At 73.7% G+C, this 15,826-nt stretch carries 15 protein-coding genes; 2 read left to right on the plus strand and 13 right to left on the minus strand.

The features are described from left to right. Positions 1-7: 7 nt before the first annotated feature. Complete coding sequence (locus D7193_RS14785; protein WP_120780042.1) at positions 8-478, plus strand: MarR family winged helix-turn-helix transcriptional regulator; 471 nt, start codon at positions 8-10, stop codon at positions 476-478. A gap of 54 nt (positions 479-532) precedes the next feature. Here D7193_RS14785 and mctP read toward each other — a convergent pair whose 3' ends face one another. The 9 genes from mctP to D7193_RS14825 all read right to left on the minus strand — a co-directional run bounded on the left by mctP (position 533) and on the right by D7193_RS14825 (position 10,327). Then, the gene (gene mctP, locus D7193_RS14790) at positions 533-2,182 is read right to left on the minus strand and encodes a monocarboxylate uptake permease MctP (protein WP_120780043.1); all 1,650 of its coding nucleotides are present in this window, start codon (positions 2,180-2,182) and stop codon (positions 533-535) included. Further along, a complete protein-coding gene (locus D7193_RS14795) occupies positions 2,182-2,424 on the minus strand; it encodes a DUF3311 domain-containing protein (protein WP_120780044.1) in 243 nt (80 codons plus the stop codon). The genes mctP and D7193_RS14795 overlap by 1 nt, the downstream gene beginning before the upstream one ends. Positions 2,425-2,714: 290 nt before the next feature. Next, positions 2,715-5,171 carry a M14 family zinc carboxypeptidase gene (locus tag D7193_RS14800; protein ID WP_241562990.1) on the minus strand — a complete coding sequence of 819 codons (2,457 nt, stop codon included), beginning with the start codon at positions 5,169-5,171 and terminating at the stop codon, positions 2,715-2,717. 112 nt (positions 5,172-5,283) lie between these two features. Then, complete coding sequence (locus tag D7193_RS34865) at positions 5,284-5,364, minus strand: putative leader peptide (protein ID WP_358178743.1); 81 nt, start codon at positions 5,362-5,364, stop codon at positions 5,284-5,286. 108 nt (positions 5,365-5,472) lie between these two features. Further along, positions 5,473-6,693, minus strand: a complete 1,221-nt coding sequence (locus tag D7193_RS14805) for a bifunctional RNase H/acid phosphatase (RefSeq protein WP_120780045.1) — start codon at positions 6,691-6,693, stop codon at positions 5,473-5,475. Positions 6,694-6,698: 5 nt separating this feature from the next. Further along, positions 6,699-7,436, minus strand: a complete 738-nt coding sequence (locus D7193_RS14810; protein ID WP_120780046.1) for a zinc ribbon domain-containing protein — start codon at positions 7,434-7,436, stop codon at positions 6,699-6,701. Beyond that, positions 7,433-8,263: a Nif3-like dinuclear metal center hexameric protein gene (locus tag D7193_RS14815; protein WP_174242645.1), complete on the minus strand. Its 831-nt coding sequence runs from the start codon at positions 8,261-8,263 to the stop codon at positions 7,433-7,435. Before D7193_RS14815 ends, D7193_RS14810 begins: the two co-directional genes overlap by 4 nt. Positions 8,264-8,508: 245 nt before the next feature. Then, entirely contained in the window at positions 8,509-9,081 is a 573-nt protein-coding gene (locus tag D7193_RS14820; protein WP_120780047.1) for a flavoprotein, read from the minus strand. Between the two features lie 16 nt (positions 9,082-9,097). Continuing rightward, positions 9,098-10,327, minus strand: a complete 1,230-nt coding sequence (locus D7193_RS14825; RefSeq protein WP_120780048.1) for a helix-turn-helix domain-containing protein — start codon at positions 10,325-10,327, stop codon at positions 9,098-9,100. A gap of 246 nt (positions 10,328-10,573) precedes the next feature. Between D7193_RS14825 and D7193_RS14830 the strand changes: the two genes are divergently transcribed. Then, entirely contained in the window at positions 10,574-11,245 is a 672-nt protein-coding gene (locus D7193_RS14830; RefSeq protein ID WP_120780417.1) for a bifunctional DNA primase/polymerase, read from the plus strand. 420 nt (positions 11,246-11,665) lie between these two features. On the opposite strand, the gene D7193_RS14835 is transcribed toward D7193_RS14830, so the two are convergent. From D7193_RS14835 to D7193_RS14850, 4 genes are read right to left on the minus strand one after another with little or no spacing between them, the layout of a single operon-like run. Beyond that, positions 11,666-12,388 (minus strand): FAD:protein FMN transferase, encoded by a 723-nt coding sequence (locus D7193_RS14835; RefSeq protein ID WP_120780418.1) that lies wholly within the window; start codon positions 12,386-12,388, stop codon positions 11,666-11,668. Between the two features lie 44 nt (positions 12,389-12,432). Continuing rightward, positions 12,433-13,014, minus strand: coding sequence for an FMN-binding protein (locus D7193_RS14840; RefSeq protein ID WP_120780049.1), 582 nt, complete (start codon positions 13,012-13,014; stop codon positions 12,433-12,435). A 12-nt stretch (positions 13,015-13,026) separates the two neighbouring features. After that, positions 13,027-14,442 (minus strand): ferredoxin reductase family protein, encoded by a 1,416-nt coding sequence (locus tag D7193_RS14845; protein WP_120780050.1) that lies wholly within the window; start codon positions 14,440-14,442, stop codon positions 13,027-13,029. Further along, positions 14,439-15,818: a DUF1501 domain-containing protein gene (locus tag D7193_RS14850; RefSeq protein WP_120780051.1), complete on the minus strand. Its 1,380-nt coding sequence runs from the start codon at positions 15,816-15,818 to the stop codon at positions 14,439-14,441. The genes D7193_RS14845 and D7193_RS14850 overlap by 4 nt, the downstream gene beginning before the upstream one ends. Between the last annotated feature and the right edge of the window lie 8 nt (positions 15,819-15,826).

A 15,826-nucleotide genomic window follows, 5' to 3' on the forward strand; every position in this document is an offset into this window, starting at 1 on the left:
TACAGCTATGAGCGAGGACCTCTCCACGGAAGCCGGCGACGACGAGGTCACCCTCGGCCGGATCGAGACCGAGGTGGCTATGTTGATGCGGCTCGGCGAGGCCACGCGGCGGCGCACCGGGGCCGAGCACCGGGTGCTCGACCGGGCCGCGTACGTCATCCTGCGACACCTGGCCGACGCCGGCCCGCAGAACGTCTCGGCGCTCGCCACCCGGCTCAACCTCGACGGCTCGACGGTGACCCGGCAGGTCTCGGCCATGCAGCGGGACGGCCTGATCGTCCGGGAGCCCGACCCCCACGACGGGCGGGGCATGGTGGTCTCCCCCACCCCGGCCGGGCTGCAACGGATGGCGGCCGTGCAGGCCGCCCGCACCCGGCTCTACGGGGACATCCTGGCTGGTTGGGCACCGGAGGACCGGGCGACCCTCGCCGACATGCTGCACCGGCTCAACGACGCTCTCGAACACCGCCCCCGCTGACACGGGAAGGCCCCCGGGACCACGGTCCCGGGGGCCTTCCCGTGCGGAGAACGCTCAGGCCACCGGCTCGGGGGCGGCGTCGGCGTCCCGGCGGTCGCCGGGGGTGAGGCGAGGGTCGCCCTCGTCGGCGAAGTAGTCGTCGGTCTCGGTGCCGTCGACCCCGTCGTCCACCTTCGTGGCCCGCAGGACGAGCGTCACCAGGACCGCGACCAGCAGGTTGACAGCCACCGCCACGATCCCCACGTAGATCGTCTTCTGGGTGTCGAAGCCGAACTTCTCCAGCGGGAAGGCCGAGCCGGCGAAGTGCTTCCGGGTCGGGCTGGACACCTGGTAGAGCATCCACATGCCGAGCCCCATGCCGGCCACCCACCCGGCCACCAGGCCGACCCGGTGGAACCAGCGGGTGTAGACGCCCAGCGCCACGGCCGGCAGCGTCTGGAGGATGATCACGCCGCCGATCAGCTGGAGGTCGATGGAGAACTGCGGGTCGAGGAAGACGATGCAGGCCACCGCGCCGATCTTCACCACCAGCGAGGTGATCTTCGAGACGTTCGCCTCCTGCGCCGGCGTGGCGTTCCGCTTCAGGTACTCCTTGTAAATGTTGCGGGTGAAGAGGTTCGCGGCCGCGATGGACATGATCGCCGCGGGCACCAGCGCGCCGATGCCGATGGCCGCGTACGCGACGCCCGCGAACCAGTTCGGGAACTGCTGGTCGAACAGCAGCGGCACGATCGTGTTGCTGTCCGTGCTGCCGGCGCTCGCGCCGGGCAGCGGCTTCACGCCGGCCGCGATGGCCATGTAGCCGAGCAGCGCGATCAGGCCGAGCAGCAGGCTGTACGCCGGCAGCGCCGACATGTTCCGCTTGATCACGTCGCGGTTCCGGCTCGCCAGCACGCCCGTGAGGCTGTGCGGGTAGAGGAAGAGCGCGAGCGCCGAGCCGAACGCCAGCGTGACGTACTGGAGCTGGTTGTTGGCGTTGAGCAGCACCCCGTCGCCCGGCGCCGGCGACGCGTCGAACTTCGCGTCCGCGGCGGCGAAGATGTCGCCCCAGCCGCCGAGCTTGTACGGCAGGTAGAAGATCGCCACCAGGATCACGATGTAGATCAGCGAGTCCTTGACGAACGCGATCAGCGCGGGCGCGCGCAGGCCGGACTGGTAGGTGTACGCGGCCAGGATGGCGAACGCGATGATGATCGGCAGGTGCCGCGCGAGCGCGCTCTCGCCCGTCACCCCCATGGTCTTGAGCACCGCCTCGATGCCGACCAGCTGCAACGCGATGTACGGCATGGTGGCCACGATGCCGGTGATGGCGATCAGCAGGGCCAGCACCGGCGAGTCGAACCGGCTGCGCACGAAGTCCGCCGGGGTGACGAAGCCGTGCCGGTGCGACACCGACCAGAGCCGGACCAGCACGAGGAACACCAACGGGTAGATCACGATGGTGTACGGCACCGCGAAGAAGCCCATGGCGCCCGCGCCGAACACGAGCGCCGGCACCGCCACGAAGGTGTACGCGGTGTAGAGGTCACCGCCAACCAGGAACCAGGTGATCCAGCCGCCGAAGTTGCGCCCGCCCAGCCCCCACTCGTCCAGGTGCGCCATGTCCCGCGGGGCGCGCCACCGCGCGGCCACGAAGCCCATGCCGCTGACCAGCAGGAACAGCAGGCTGAAGATGATGATCTCGGTGAGGTGGTCGCGCCACATCAGCGGTCACCCCGCTTCTTCGTGAGCTGGTAGACCACGGTGGTGGTGGCCACGCCGAGGATGATGTAGGCCAGCTGGAGCCAGTAGAAGCGGGGGAACCCGAAGAGGCGGGGTGAGTCCCCGTTGAAGAAGGCGGGGACCAGCGGCACCACGATCGGGATGAGGAGCAACCAGTTCCAGGGGCTCTTGTCCTTCGCCCTGGACCGCGCCGTCGGGGGCGCGTCCGGTTCTGGTGCGGCCATGTGTGACACACCTCCGGGAAGTCGTAACTCGCGTCGTAACGGCCGGAGGCTACGGCCCTGTGATCGCCGTCACGCGGCCCGTCCGGAGAGCGCTGCGCCGAACGGCGGGTGGGCTGCGCCGAACGGCGTACCGGGCGGACCGCGCGATCCCGCCCCGGGCGAGACACGGACGGGCCCGGCGCGGACGCGGACGGGCCTCGCGCGGACGCGGACGGGCCTCGCGCGGACGCGGACGGGCCCGGGCGCCTTCGTGCACGCCCGGGCCCGTCCAGAGCCTCACCGCCTCGTCGTCAGCGCTGCGCCGTCCAGAGCAGAGCGCGGCCGAGCTGCGGCTGCAGACCCTTGGGGTGCAGGCGGAACGTCGGGTCGGTGCCGAACAGCACGACCCCGTTGCCGCCGCCGCTCACGCCCCGGACGACGCTGGCCCGGTTCGCCGCGGCGGACTGGCCCCCGGCGCCGTCGGTCGCCCACCAGCCGGACAGCAGCGGGTCCGCCGCGTACGACTGCTCGACGGTGACACCGGAGCCCAGGTCGGTGAACCAGACCGGCTGGCTGATGAACGAGTGGTCGGCGGCGCTGGCGCTGACCGGGCCGCCGCTGTTGACCACGTTGGCGACCCCGCTGGCCAGGCTCGGGCCGGCGGTCGCGGTGACCGACAGCAGACCGGCCGCGTTGCTGAAGCCCGCACCGGGGGTGCCCAGGCCGACGACGCCGCCACCCCGGGCGAGGAACGCGTCCAGGGCGGCCCGGTTCTCCGGCGACAGGTTCCCGAGGGTGACGTTGCCGGCCACGAGGAGCACGTCCACGTCGGCGGTCAGCGTCGTGGCGAGCGTGGCGGCGGTCAGCGCCCGCGCCTCGAACCCGAGGTCCGCGAGGGTGTCCCGCTCCTCGACGGTGCCGAGGTAGCCGACGACCACCTCGTCGAGCCGCGTCCCCTGCCAGTGCTTCGGCGCCCGCTCGAAGGTCACCCCGTGCGCGCGGACCTCGGCGCGGGCCAGCCTGCGGTTGGCCGCCGTGCCGGGGACCACGACCGATCCGTCGGCGAGTCGGTGCACGGCCACGCCCTTGCCCAGCAGTGAGTTGACGGCCAGCAGGTCGGCCGCGTCCCGCAGGTCCAGTCGCAGGTCACCGTTGCCGGGCGGCAGGTGCCCCTCGGCCACTCCGTCGTACGTGCGCTCCAGCCGCACGCCGGGCAGCTCGTCCCAGAGGGTGTCCACGGTGGCGCCCCAGGTGAGTCCCTGGCTCCAGGCGGCCGGCCCGGCGTAGAGGTCGTCCACCCGGTCGGTGATGTCGGCGCCCGGCTCCAGCAGCGAGTTGACCAGCCCGCGCTTCGGCTGGTGCAGGTCCACCACGTACGAGCCGGCCTCGTAGCGCCGGCCGTCCGCCGTGAACGCCTTCGTGGCCCGCCACACCCGGCCGCCGCTGCCGATCAGCAGGTCGACCAGGCGGGCGGCGGCCGGCTCGGACCGCTGGCCGGTGCCACTGGGGATGACGTACGCGCGCGGGAAGGTGGTGCGGTAGTCGTCCTCCGGGCCCCAACCGGGCACGTACCCGTCGGGGATGTCCCGCAGCGGCTCGCCGGCCCAGCCGCGCCGGTACACCTCGGCCTGGTCGTGCAGCACCTCGGCCCGGTGGTCCTGGATGTAGCGCAGCGACGTGCGGATCGCCACCTCGTGCACGTCGGTGTTGATTCCCGAGCGGCGCACCCGCTCCTCCGGGGTGAGGGTGCCGCCGCGCGGGTTCAGCGGTGCCTCGATGGTGTACGGGATGCTGCTCTGGAGCATGGCGAAGGACGGCACGTAGATCGGCGGGAAGTCGTCCCACACGCCCGGCTCGTCGTCCCGGAACGGGATGCGGGCCCGCTGGGTCTCGGCGTACCCGAGGTCGCGCAGGCCCTGCTCGATCGCCAGCGCGTTCGGCAGGCCGTGCTTGATGTACAGGTCGTACTCGTTGTTCACGTTGTGCGGCGGCGTGCTGGGGTGCAGCAGCGTCGGGCTCACGTAGCCGTGCAGGTCGAGCGTGATGATCGGCTTCGTGTCGACGACCAGCTCGCGGATCAGGTTCGTCTCCGGCTGCGACACGATCGTGAGGTCGCGGTTCAGGTCGTACCCGGCGGCGTTGGCCCGGGTGCCGGCCACCCGGCCGTCCGGGTTCGAGGTGATGTTGAACACCAGCCGGTTGCGCTTGAGCAGCCGGGCCGTCTCGGGGCTGGTGTCGGTCGCCAACTGCTCGATGACCCGCAGCGCCGCGTCGGTGCCCTCCCACTCGTTGCCGTGGATGTTGGCGTTCACGAACAGCGGGGTCTTGTAGCCGGCGAGCAGCGCCGCGTCCTGCTGCGCGCGTACCGGCTCGTCCTCGATGCTGCGCTTCCAGATCTCCTGCTGGCGGGCCTCGGCGCGGCTCTCCGGCGCGGTCACGGTGACCGCGTACAGGTCGTAGCCGCCGGCGGACTTGCCCGCCACCCGGGCGGACACCCGGTCACTGGCGGTCTGGAGGGCGTTGAGCTTCGGGGCGATGTCGTCGTAGGGAATGACGCCAATGGAGATGGAGGCGTCCGCCGGGTTGTCGGGCCAGACCGGCAGGACGTGCTGTTGGGGATAGCCCCGGATCTCGCTCAGGTCGGGGGCGGTGGGTGGGACCGCCGGCAGCGCCGAGGCGACGGCCGGCGCGGTCAGCGCCACCGTCGAGAGCACCGACATGGTCACCGCGGTGGCGGTGAGCCGGGGTACGAGTTTACGGACCGACACGGACACGACTCCTGTCGTGAGGAGGGGTGCGCGCAGGCGGACGCACCGCAGGGCCGGAGACCTGCGGAGTCGGGGTTACGCCAGCAGCGTGCGAGGAAGGAAGGACCCGGCGTCAGTGGAGGCGTCGACAGGCGGCGCTGGCGACGCGCAGGAGGTCGATGTGACCTCGCTTCGTCAGGTGAACGCTTCGCACGAAACTGATCTTCGATCGATCGCCGTCGGGATGTCAACCGGTTCCCGGATCCTCCACTCTGGTGGGAGACGATCTCCCGGTGGGTGGGAGTCAGGCGATCCGGTCGAGTCAGGCGATCCCGGCGAGGTGGGCGGTGTCGTTGACCGACCGGACGGCCACGCCGCCGTCGGGCCACAGGTCCACCACCGAGATGCCGGCCGCGTCGAGGTAGAGCCGGTGCAGGAACGCGTCGTCGGCCGCGAGGGCGTCGCGCAGCATCAGCTTGATCGGCGAGACGTGTGAGACCACCACCACGGTCTCCCGGGGGTACGCCTCGCACAGCGCGGCCACCGCCCGGCGGGCCCGCTCGGCGACCTCGACGAACGACTCACCCTGCGGCGGCGCGACCGCGGTCGAGGCGAGCCAGGCGTCCAGCTCCCCCGGCCAGCCGTCGCGCACCTCGGCGAAGGTCCGCCCCTCCCAGGCGCCGAAGTCGCACTCGATGAGGTCGTCGTCACGCCGTACCGGCCGGCCGCCGAGCGCGTCGGCGATCGCCCCGGCCGTCGCCGTACACCGGGACAGAGGTGAGCTGACGACGGCCACGGCACCCGGCGCCAGGGCCGCCACCCGCCTCGCGGTGGCGGCGACCTGCTCCCGGCCGCGGGCGGAGAGCGCGACGTCGCCGCGACCGGAGTACCGGCCCTGCTCGGTGAACTCGGTCTCGCCGTGCCGTACCAGCAGCAGCCGGGTCGCCGTGAGGCTGGGCCGCGGTTCCCACGAGGCCGGCGCGGTGGTCGCGTCCGCGCCGGTCGCCCGCTTCGTGGCTGCCCGGTCGGCGACCTCGCGGGCCCGGTCCCGGGCGGCCGGCTCGTCGGCCGCGACCGTGCGCGGCGGTTCCACGATCCGGGGCGGGTCGACCACCGGCCGGGCCGGCGCGCCGGCGGCGGCGTCCATCGCGGCGTTGGCGAGCGCGTCGGCGTGCCGGTTGCGCTCGCGGGGGATCCAGCTGAACCGCACCGCCGCGAACCGGGCGACCAGCTGGGCGGCCTGCGCGGCGAGCGGCCGCAGCCCGGCGTTCTTGATCTGCCAGCGGCCACTCATCTGCTCGACCACGAGCTTCGAGTCCATCCGGGCGTCGACCTCGGTGGCCCCCAGCTCCGCGGCGGCCTCCAGACCGGCGATCAGACCCCGGTACTCGGCCACGTTGTTGGTGGTCACGCCGATCGACTCGGAACGCTCGGCGAGCACCTCGCCGGTCTCCGGATCGCGGACCACCGCGCCGTAGCCGGCCGGCCCGGGATTGCCGCGGGACCCGCCGTCGGCCTCGACGAGGACCACCCGTGACGCCATCGCGGCTACAGGCCCGACTCGTTGGTACGCACCATGATCCGCCGGCACTCCTCGCAGCGGACCACGTCGTCGGGGGCCGCCTTGCGGATGCGGGCCAGGTCGGCGCCGGAGAGTTCCAGCCGGCAGCCACCGCAGCGACCCGCGGTGAGCAGGGCGGCGCCCAGCCCGGTGTCCTCGCGGATCCGGTCGTAGAGCGCGACGAGGTCGGCCGGGAGGTCGGCGGCGAGCGGCTGGCGGGCGGAGCGCTTGAACTCCTCCTCCTTGGCGATCTCCGCGAGGCTGTCGTCGCGGCGCTGCTCGGTGGCCGCCCGCTTGTCGCGGGCCTCGGCGAGGCGCTGCTCGACGCCGTCGAGCACGCTCTGCGCGGTCTCCCGCTGCTCCATAACCTCCAGCTCGGAGTCCTCCAGGTCGCCCTGGCGCCGGTTCAGCGATGCCAGCTCGTGCTGGAGGGCCTCCAACTCCCGGGCCGGTCCGGTGCCGGCCGCGAGCCGGGCCTGGTCCTTCTCCTTGCGGGCCCGGACCTGGTCGATGTCCTTCTCCAGGCGGGCGATGTCCCGGTCCAGGTCGTCGACCGCCACCTGGGCGCGGACGCGCTCGTCCTCCAGCGCGGACAGCTCCCGGGCCAGCGCCTCCAGCTCGGCCCGCTCGGGCAGCGCGCGGCGGCGGTGGGCGAGCTGGGCGAGGGCGGTGTCGATCGCCTGGAGGTCGAGCAGGCGGCGCTGGACCTGGGGGTCAGCCTTCACGGTCGGGGCTCCTTGTCGTCCACGGCGGGTGTGGAAGCGTGCACGGTCCACGGGTCGGTGTCCAGGTCGGACACGAGGGTCTCGACGCCCGGAGCGTCCCGCAGGAGCGCGGCCAGGTCGTCCAGCCAGGGTCGTTCGGTCGCCCAGTGGGCGGCGTCGAGCAGCGCCGGGCCCCCGGCCGCGAGGTGCTCCCCGGCCGGGTGGTGTCGCAGGTCGGCGGTGAGGAAGGCGTCGGCTCCCGCGACGGTCGCGTCCGCGAGGAACGCGTCGCCGGAGCCGCCGCTCACCGCCAGCGTACGCACCGTCCGGCCCGGGTCGCCGGCGGCGCGGACGCCCCAGGCGGTGGCGGGCAGCACGGCGGCGGCGTGCCGGGTCAGCTCGGCGAGGGTCATCGGGCGGGGCAGCTCGCCGACCCGGCCGATCCCGCGGCCCGGACCGTACGCGGGCGAGCCGGGCGCGGGCGTATGCAGCGGGCGCAGGCCGGTCAGCCCGAACCGGGCGGCGAGGGAGTCGGACACCCCGGGCGCGGCCACGTCGGCGTTGGTGTGCGCCACGTAGAGCGCCACCCCGGCCCGGATCAGCTGGTGGACGATCCGCCCCTTGTACGTCGTCGGCGCCACCGAGGAGACACCGCGCAGCAGAAGCGGATGGTGGGCGACGATCATCTCCACGCCGGCGTCGAGCGCCTCGGCGACGGTCTCCGGCACCACGTCCACCACGCAGAGCACCCGGCGCACCGGGGCGGACGGCTCACCGAGCACCAGACCGACCCGGTCCCAGTCCTCGGCCCAGATCGGCGGATAGCGCCGCTCCAGCTCGGCCACCACCTCGGTGACCGTCGGCCCTGATCCGGTTGTGCTCACGGCGGGCCAGCTTACCGGCGTGAGCGGCACCCGGCGGCCTCCCCCGCCGGACCGGGCCCGCCGCGGGCGTGCCACGGGCCGGTCCGGCCCCGGCGGGGGCGTACCACGAGACGGTCCGGCCCCGCGCGGCGCCGGCCCGTGCCCCCGCGTCTCGGGCCGCGCGGCGCCGGCCGTGGCCCCCGCGTCTCGGACCCGGTGGCGCCGGCGGGTCAGACCACGGGGCAGAGCCGGGCGCGCAGGGCGGTGAGGCCGACCCCCCAGGGGAAGGCGTGCACGTGCCGCTCGCCGGTCCCGGGCGCGTGCAGCGGATAGACGTGGTCGCCGAAGAGCACGGTCACGCCCCACTCGTCGAGCCGGGCGAGGCCGGCCCGGAACGCCGGATGCGCGGCCATCGCGGCGTTGGTGAACGGCACGGCCACGATCGGTACGCCGAGACCCTGCGCCTCCACGAGCAGCCCGAGGGCCAGTGTGTCGGTGATCCCGGCCGCCCACTTGTTGACCGTGTTCACCGTGGCCGGGCAGACGATCATGGCGTCCGCGGGCGGCAGCAGGTCCGGATCACCCGGCTGCTTGTAGTGCGTCCGCACCGGGTGGCCGGTCTGCCGTGCCAGGGCGGGCCGGTCGACGAACTTCCCGCCGTCCGGCGTGGTGATCACACAGACGTCCCAGCCGTCCTGCTGAGCCAGGTCGACGAGGTTGCCGACGTGCCGGGCCAGCGGCGAACCGCAGGCGATGACGTAGAGCACCTCGCGGCGCCCGTTGCTGGAATGCGGGCCGGACATCAGGCCGGCTCCGCGCTCATACCCCTACTCCCATGTGCTCAGCCAACTCCGCAATCGGAGAAGGCGGCGCACCACGTGTGCGACGGAGGATGTCCGACATCACCTCGTGCGCGATCGGCCGGCACCGGATCTCCGACGGCGCGAGGCGGTCGCCGCGCAGCAGCATCTCGCCGGCGTTGGCCACGTCGCCCATCTGGGCGTACCCGCGGGCGATGTCGAGCAGGTGGTGTGCCCGCCGCTCGGGCAGCAGCGCGTTGAACGACGGCTCCTGGATGCGCAGCTGGTGCACCTCCACGGCCCGGCCGCCGTCGCCCAGCTCGACGGCCGCGGCGGCCCGGTGCAGCTCCAGGTTCGTGGGGCCGAACGACGTCCAGTAGTGGTTCTGGTCGCCGCCCAGCAGGACGGCCGCCTCGTTGGCCCCGGTGATGAGGTCGTCGACGGTCGCCGAGTCGCCGATCCGGGCGGCGGCCATGGCGCCCTGGAGCAGCAGCATGCCGTACACGCTGAGCCGGGCCGGGGTCGCGTCGTTGCCGCCGCCGGGCGCGAGCCGGTTGGCGATGGTGACGTTGAGCTCCAGCGCGGGACGGGCGCGGCCCATGGCGACCAGCGCGTTGCACACGCGGGTGGTGGCGATGCCGGCGAGCAGCGGGTCGTCGGCGCGCTGGGCGACCGCCATCGACCGGTCGGCCGCCAACCAGGCCAGGTCGCACTCGCCGAGCTTGCGCAGCACCGAGGAGGCGATCTGGTAGACCTGCCCCAGCAGGTGGGCGGCCTCGCGGGCGTCGTCGCCGCCGTAGCCGGCGTCGGCGGCCTGGGCGTCGCGCAGCAGCTTCGGCAGTGCCCGGGTGAGCATCCCGTAGCGGCCGTACTGGTAGGTGAGCCAGGCGTGGTTGACGGCCTTGCGCATGTCGGCAAGCGGGGGTGGGTACGGCGCCGCGTCGAAGTACGCGCTCATCGAGTCGTACCGTTCCAGGGCGGCCCGGATCTCCTCGACCTCGACCTGGTCGATGCAGTTCAGCGCGTCGCTACGCCGCTCCGGGTCCTTGCCGAGCAGCAGTTGCACGTCGACCTGGAGGATGTCGGCGATCTCGTAGAGGACGGAGAACTTGTCCAGCCGGCGTACGCCGCGCTCGACCTTGTCCACCCAGCTCTTCGACTTGCCCAGCCGGTCCGCGAAGACCTGCTGCGACATCTTGCGTCGCCCGCGCCAGTAGGCGACCCGCCGGCCTATGGGTAGCTCGTCCATCTCCCCATCCCTCCCCTGCCTGAGCTGCCGGCCGGTGGCCGGTCGGACCCTCGCGGTTGCGGGCGCGCGGTACGTCTCAGGTTTTCGCTGGTCGCACAGCCTGTGCGTCAGCCGTACAGCCAGTCCTCGTAGTTTTCGTGCAAGTTGCATCAGCCGTTCGTCAACTCAACGATCGCGGGTTACGACAGTGACGGCGCTCGACGTAAGAACGCGGAGCGGTCGACCCGACGAGGGGAGATGGCACAGATGTGGGGGAATGTGGGCCCGCGGGTCGCCCAACTGTCGCCGCTGGAACGGGTCCGGCTCCGCCGGGTCGCGGTGCGCTACGCCGCGCACGGCTGGGAGGTGACCCCGGGAGCCTGCCTGGCCCGCAGCCGCTTCGTCTGCGGACGCGCCGGCTGCCCCACCGTCGGCTGCCACCCCGCCCTGGAGAACTGGGAACTGGCCGCCAGCGCCGATCCGGCCCGGGTGGCGACCTGGTGGCGTACCCGCCCACACGGTGTCCTGCTGCCCACCGGCCGGGCGTTCGACGTGCTGGAGGTGCCGGCCCACCTCGGCCGGCGGGTGCTGGACTCGCTCCAGATCCACCCGACCGGCACCGGCGTACGCGGGCCGGTGCTGGTGACACCGACGGGCCGCTGGATGTTCCTCGTCCGCCCCGGCGACCCGCTCCGGCCGGAGCTGGAGCACTGCTTCCACGTGGTGCGGCACGGGCCGGGCTCGTGGATCCCCGCGCCGCCCACCCGGCTGCCGGAGGGCGCCGTTCGCTGGGCGGTCGCGCCCGAACACGCCCGCTGGCAGCTGCCCGACTCGTACCTCGTGCAGAACACGCTCATCGACGCGTTGCGGGCCACCGGGATCACGCTCACCTCGGACCTGCTGCCCGGTCACCTGCCGCTCCCCCGCCGCGGCATGTGAGCCGCGCCGGCCGCCGGCGCGGGAGCTGTCGCCTCCGTCTCGACGGGCGGGGCGGGGGCAGTCGGTCCGGCGGCGGCAGCGACGTCGGGGCGCCCGTCCTCGTTGAGTACGGCGACGGCGCGGACCCGCGCCGGGAGCGGGGAGATCATGTCTACCGACGACACCGCGCCGCACACGGGCGGTAGCGAGCCGCCGTACCGCAGCCGCCCTCGACGCCGCTGGGCCGGCACCCGCCCGGCGGGCTCGCGCCCCGGCCGCCCGCGGCCGATGGGCTCCCGCCCGGCGAACACGCACCGCCCCGTCCGCTGACCCCCTTTCCCCGCGATCTTGCACTTCCTGCCCCGGCATAACGCGCGTAACGGGACGAACCAAGGGCCGAAACTGCAAGATCGCGGGGGTGGTCACGGGGGTCATGGGGGGTCACGGGGCCACGGGGAGGGTTGGGGAGCGCAGGAGGCGGGCGTTGTCCGTCACCACCGCGTGGGTATGGCCGGGGAGCCGGTCGAGCCAGGTGACGCCCGCCCTGCCCATGGCGACCGCCGTCGTGGCGTACGCGTCGGCCAGGCCGAGGTCCGGGCCGACCACGGTGACCGAACGCAGACCCTGCGCCGGGGCGCCCCGGCGCGGGTCCCGTACGTGGTGGCCGCGCTCGTAGACACCGGAGGTGGCGACCGCCAGGTCGGTGCCGGCGAGCACGAGGCAGGTGGCGTTCGCGTCCCAGGGGTGCCGTACGCCGATGCGCCAGGGCCGCCCGAAGGCGGAGTGACCCCGCGCCCGGACGTCCCCGCCCGCGTTCACGCAGTGGTTGACCGCCCCGGCGGCCAGGAGCCGGTCCGAGGCGACCTGGGCGGCCCAGCCCTTGACGTACCCGGAAGGGTCGAGCCCGCCGGTGGCGTACGCGTCGAAGAAGCCGTCGGTGGCGCCCCACAGGTCGGCGCAGGTGGCGAGCACCGCCCGGACGTCCTCGGACGCCTCGGAGAGCAGCAACTCGCCCCGCTCGAAGCGACGCACCTCGCTGTCCTCCCGGTACGTGCTGAACCGCGCGTCCACCTCGCGCATCCAGTCGAAGACGTCGTCGGCGAGGGCGCGCAGCGTGGCGTCGGGCAGGTCGTCGGCGACGTCCAGGCTGATCGCCGTACCCATGATGTGCTCGACCCGGCGGAGGCCGGGCCGGGTCAGCGGCGCGGTCACGCCCGCTCGATGGCGGCGCGCAGCGACCGCCGGTACGAGTCGCTGGTCTCGGTGGCCCCGGAGACGGTGTCCAGGTCGGCGCCCTGCCGGCGCACCACCTCGCCGGACGTGCCGTTGTAGGCGCGCCGCACGTCGTCGCTGTGCCGTTCGGTCTCCCCCGGCCCGCTGGGCAGTTCCAGGGTCAGGGCCTCGACGATCCGGTCACCGTTCAGGACGATCTGCACCTGGACGTTGCCGTACTCGTTCTCCACGATCGGCCCGGTCACCCGCCGGGTGGTGGTGGGCTGCTGGGGTGGCCGGGCCGTGGTGGTGCGGGGCGCCGGTGCCCGGCTGGTGGGGCGGGCGGCCGGCGACCGGGTGGCGCCGCGGGTGGGCCAGGGCGAGGAGGTGGCGGCGGCGGTCGGTGCGGCGGCGGGCGCGTCCGTGCCGCTCGGCGGCGCGCCCGCCGCCTCCGACCCGACCGGCGTGCCGGCGGGCGGCTCCTGGGCGGCCTGGCTGGTGCCCGGTGAGCCCTTGAGCACCACGAGGGCGGTGGTGCTGGCCGCCAGGCCGGTGATCGCGAGGAACGCGCGACGCATGGGATCGTCCTTCTACAGCTCGAAGGTGGCCAGGTGGATCTGGCCGCGGGGCACACCGGCGCGGCGCAGCGCGCGCAGGGACTGCTCCACCAGCCCGGGCGGCCCGCACAGGTAGACGTCCCGGCGGGTCAGGTCGGGCACCAGCCGGCGCAGCCCGTCCGGGCTGAGCACCTGGCGCGGGCCGGGGTCGTCGCGGGAGCCGATCACGTACCAGATGTCGGTGTCCCGGGCCTGGGCCAGCCAGTCGAGTTCCCGGCTGAGCAGCACGTCGGCGGGGGTGCGGGCGCGGTAGATGAGGGCCGCGCCGGGTGGCAGCTCCTCCAGCATGGCCCGGACGGGGGTGATGCCGCTGCCGCCGGCGATCAGCAGCGCCCGCTCCCGGGTCCGGTGCGCGGCAGTGAAGGTGCCCGACGGGCCCTGCGCCCAGACGCGGGTGCCGGGGTCGAGGTCGCGCAGGTCCGCGGTGTGCGTGCCGACCACCTTGACGGTGAGCCGCAGCCACCGGTCGTTGGCGGCGGCGGAGACCGAGAACGGGTGCGACTGCCACCAGCAGCCGCGGGTGAGGAAGCGCCAGCGGAAGAACTGCCCGCCGAGCAGGTCGAGCCGGTCCAGGCGCTCGCCGGTGAGGTAGAGGGAGATGGTGTCCGGGCTCTCCGCCACCACGTCGGCGACCCGCAGCCGGTGCCGGAGGTTGAACCGCAGCGGTGTGACGACCCGTCCCCAGACCAGCGCCGCCACCACGGCCGCGTACAGGGCGATCCAGCCGGTGCGTACCGGGCCGGGCTGGAAGAGCTGCGCGCCGTTGCTGAACTGGTGGCCGAACCCGAGCAACAGCACCAGGTAGCTGGCGCGGTGCAGCAGGTGCCACAGCTCGTACGGCAGCGCGCTGCGGATGGCCCGGACGCTCGTGAACCCGACGAGCACCAGCACGCCGGTGGCCGCGAACGCCTCGACCATGTCCTCGTAGTCGCGCAGCAGGACGCCGGCCTCGGTGAGCACCGAGTGGTCGCGCAGGCCCGCGTACCCGAGCAGGATGAGCGACAGGTGAGCGAGCACCGCGACCAGCACGGTGGCGCCGACGTCGCGGTGCCAGCGGCCGAGCCGCTCACCGCCGATCCACCGTTCCAGCACGGGCAGCCGGCTCATCATGAGCACCTGCACGAGCAGGAGGTAGCCGGCGACGAGGCCGGTGATCCGGCCGGCCGCCGTGAGGGCCGCCGCCGTGGAGCGCAGCGACCCGGCGGGCGTGTCCAGCCACCAGGGCAGCACGCTGGCCAGCAGGCCGGTCACGAGCAGCGCGGCGAGCAGCCGCCGGCCGCCGGGTCCGCGCCGCGCCGGCACCGGCGACGATACGGCCGCGGGCCGGCCGCCGTGCCGGGACGGGGACCCGGTACGGCGGCCGGCGGCGTGGGTCTGCGGGTACGTCACGCGTACAACTTCATGGGGGTGAACTTCTGCCGGGGGAAGATCTTGTCCACCTCCGCCGTGGTGAGCCCGAAGCGGCCCTGCGCGACGGCCCCGTAGACGTTGAACATGTTGTTGTACTCGGGTACGTCGCCGGAGTCGAGATCGTTCAATCCGTTCCAGGTGCCGAGCAGCGAGCCGGCCAGCTTGCGCCCGGACAGCAGGGTGACGACCCCGCCGTGGCCGTGGTCGGTGCCGCCGCTGTTGGAGGCCACGCGGCGGCCGAACTCGCTGGAGACCATCACGGTCACGTCGGCGGCCTGCGGGCCGAGGTCGGTGAAGAACGCGGCCATCGCGGCCGCCAGCTCGTTCAGCCTCCGGTGGAGCTGGCCGCCGGAGCGGGTGCCCTGGTTCTCGTGGGTGTCGTAGCCGCCCATGCCGACCGTGGCCACCCGGACGTTGGCGCCGCCCTTGATGAGCTGCGCGAGCTGCTGGAAGGCGTACCCGACGCCCTCGTACGTCACGCCCTCCGCGGGCTGGTACGGCTTCGCGGCGAGCTTCTGCGCGGTGGACAGCGCGCCGAGGCCGGACTGCACGGCCTCCTCGACCGGGTGGTTGATCCCGGTGAACAGTCCCCGGATCGCCTTCTCGGTCGCGGCCCGGTAGCGCTCGTCGCCGTTGAGCCGCAGGGACCCGACGCTGTTGAGCGCGAGGGCGCCGTTCGTGCCGACCAGGGACCGGGGCAGGGTGCTGCCGATGCCGACGCTGCGGAACGCGGTGCCCTCGCCCAGCGCGTCGACGAGGCTGTCGAGCCAGCCGCGGCCGCCGGTCTCGTTGGGCAGGCCGCCGAGGTTGCAGGCGTCCGCGGCCTGGAAGTGGCTGCGGGACAGGCGCTCGTCGGAGACCGCCGGGACGAAGCCCAGCTGCCCGGACTTCAGCCAGGGCTCCAGCGGCTTGAATGCGCTGGTCAGCTTGAACCCCCGGCCGAGGGCGAGCGAGTCGTCGCCGAGCAGGAGGTCGGGACGGGCCTTGGTGAGCACCGGGTCGTCGGCGGGCGCCACGAGGCTGAGCCCGTCCAGGCCGCCGTAGAGGAAGACGTGGACGAGGGTGCCGGTGCGGGTGGCCGCGAACGACGCCGAGGTGGTGACGAACTGGGCGGTGGCCAGCGCGGTGGCGGTGGCGGCGGCGCCGGCCACGAAGGTCCGGCGGGTCACCCCGCGCCCGTCCTGCTGGGCCTCCTCCAGCTCTTCCAGCCGGCGGTAGCGGTCCCGCTCGGCGGCGTTCTCGGCGGCCACGACGTCGGCCTCGGCGCGCAGCAGCGCGTCGCCCGGGTGGTCCGCCAGCCGCCGCAGGTCGGGGCATTCGGGGTGCAGGGGGTAGGTGTACACGGTCTTCTCCATCGGGTGCC

This window comes from Micromonospora costi (genome assembly GCF_003626655.1).
Taxonomy (GTDB): Bacteria; Actinomycetota; Actinomycetes; order Mycobacteriales; family Micromonosporaceae; genus Micromonospora; species Micromonospora costi.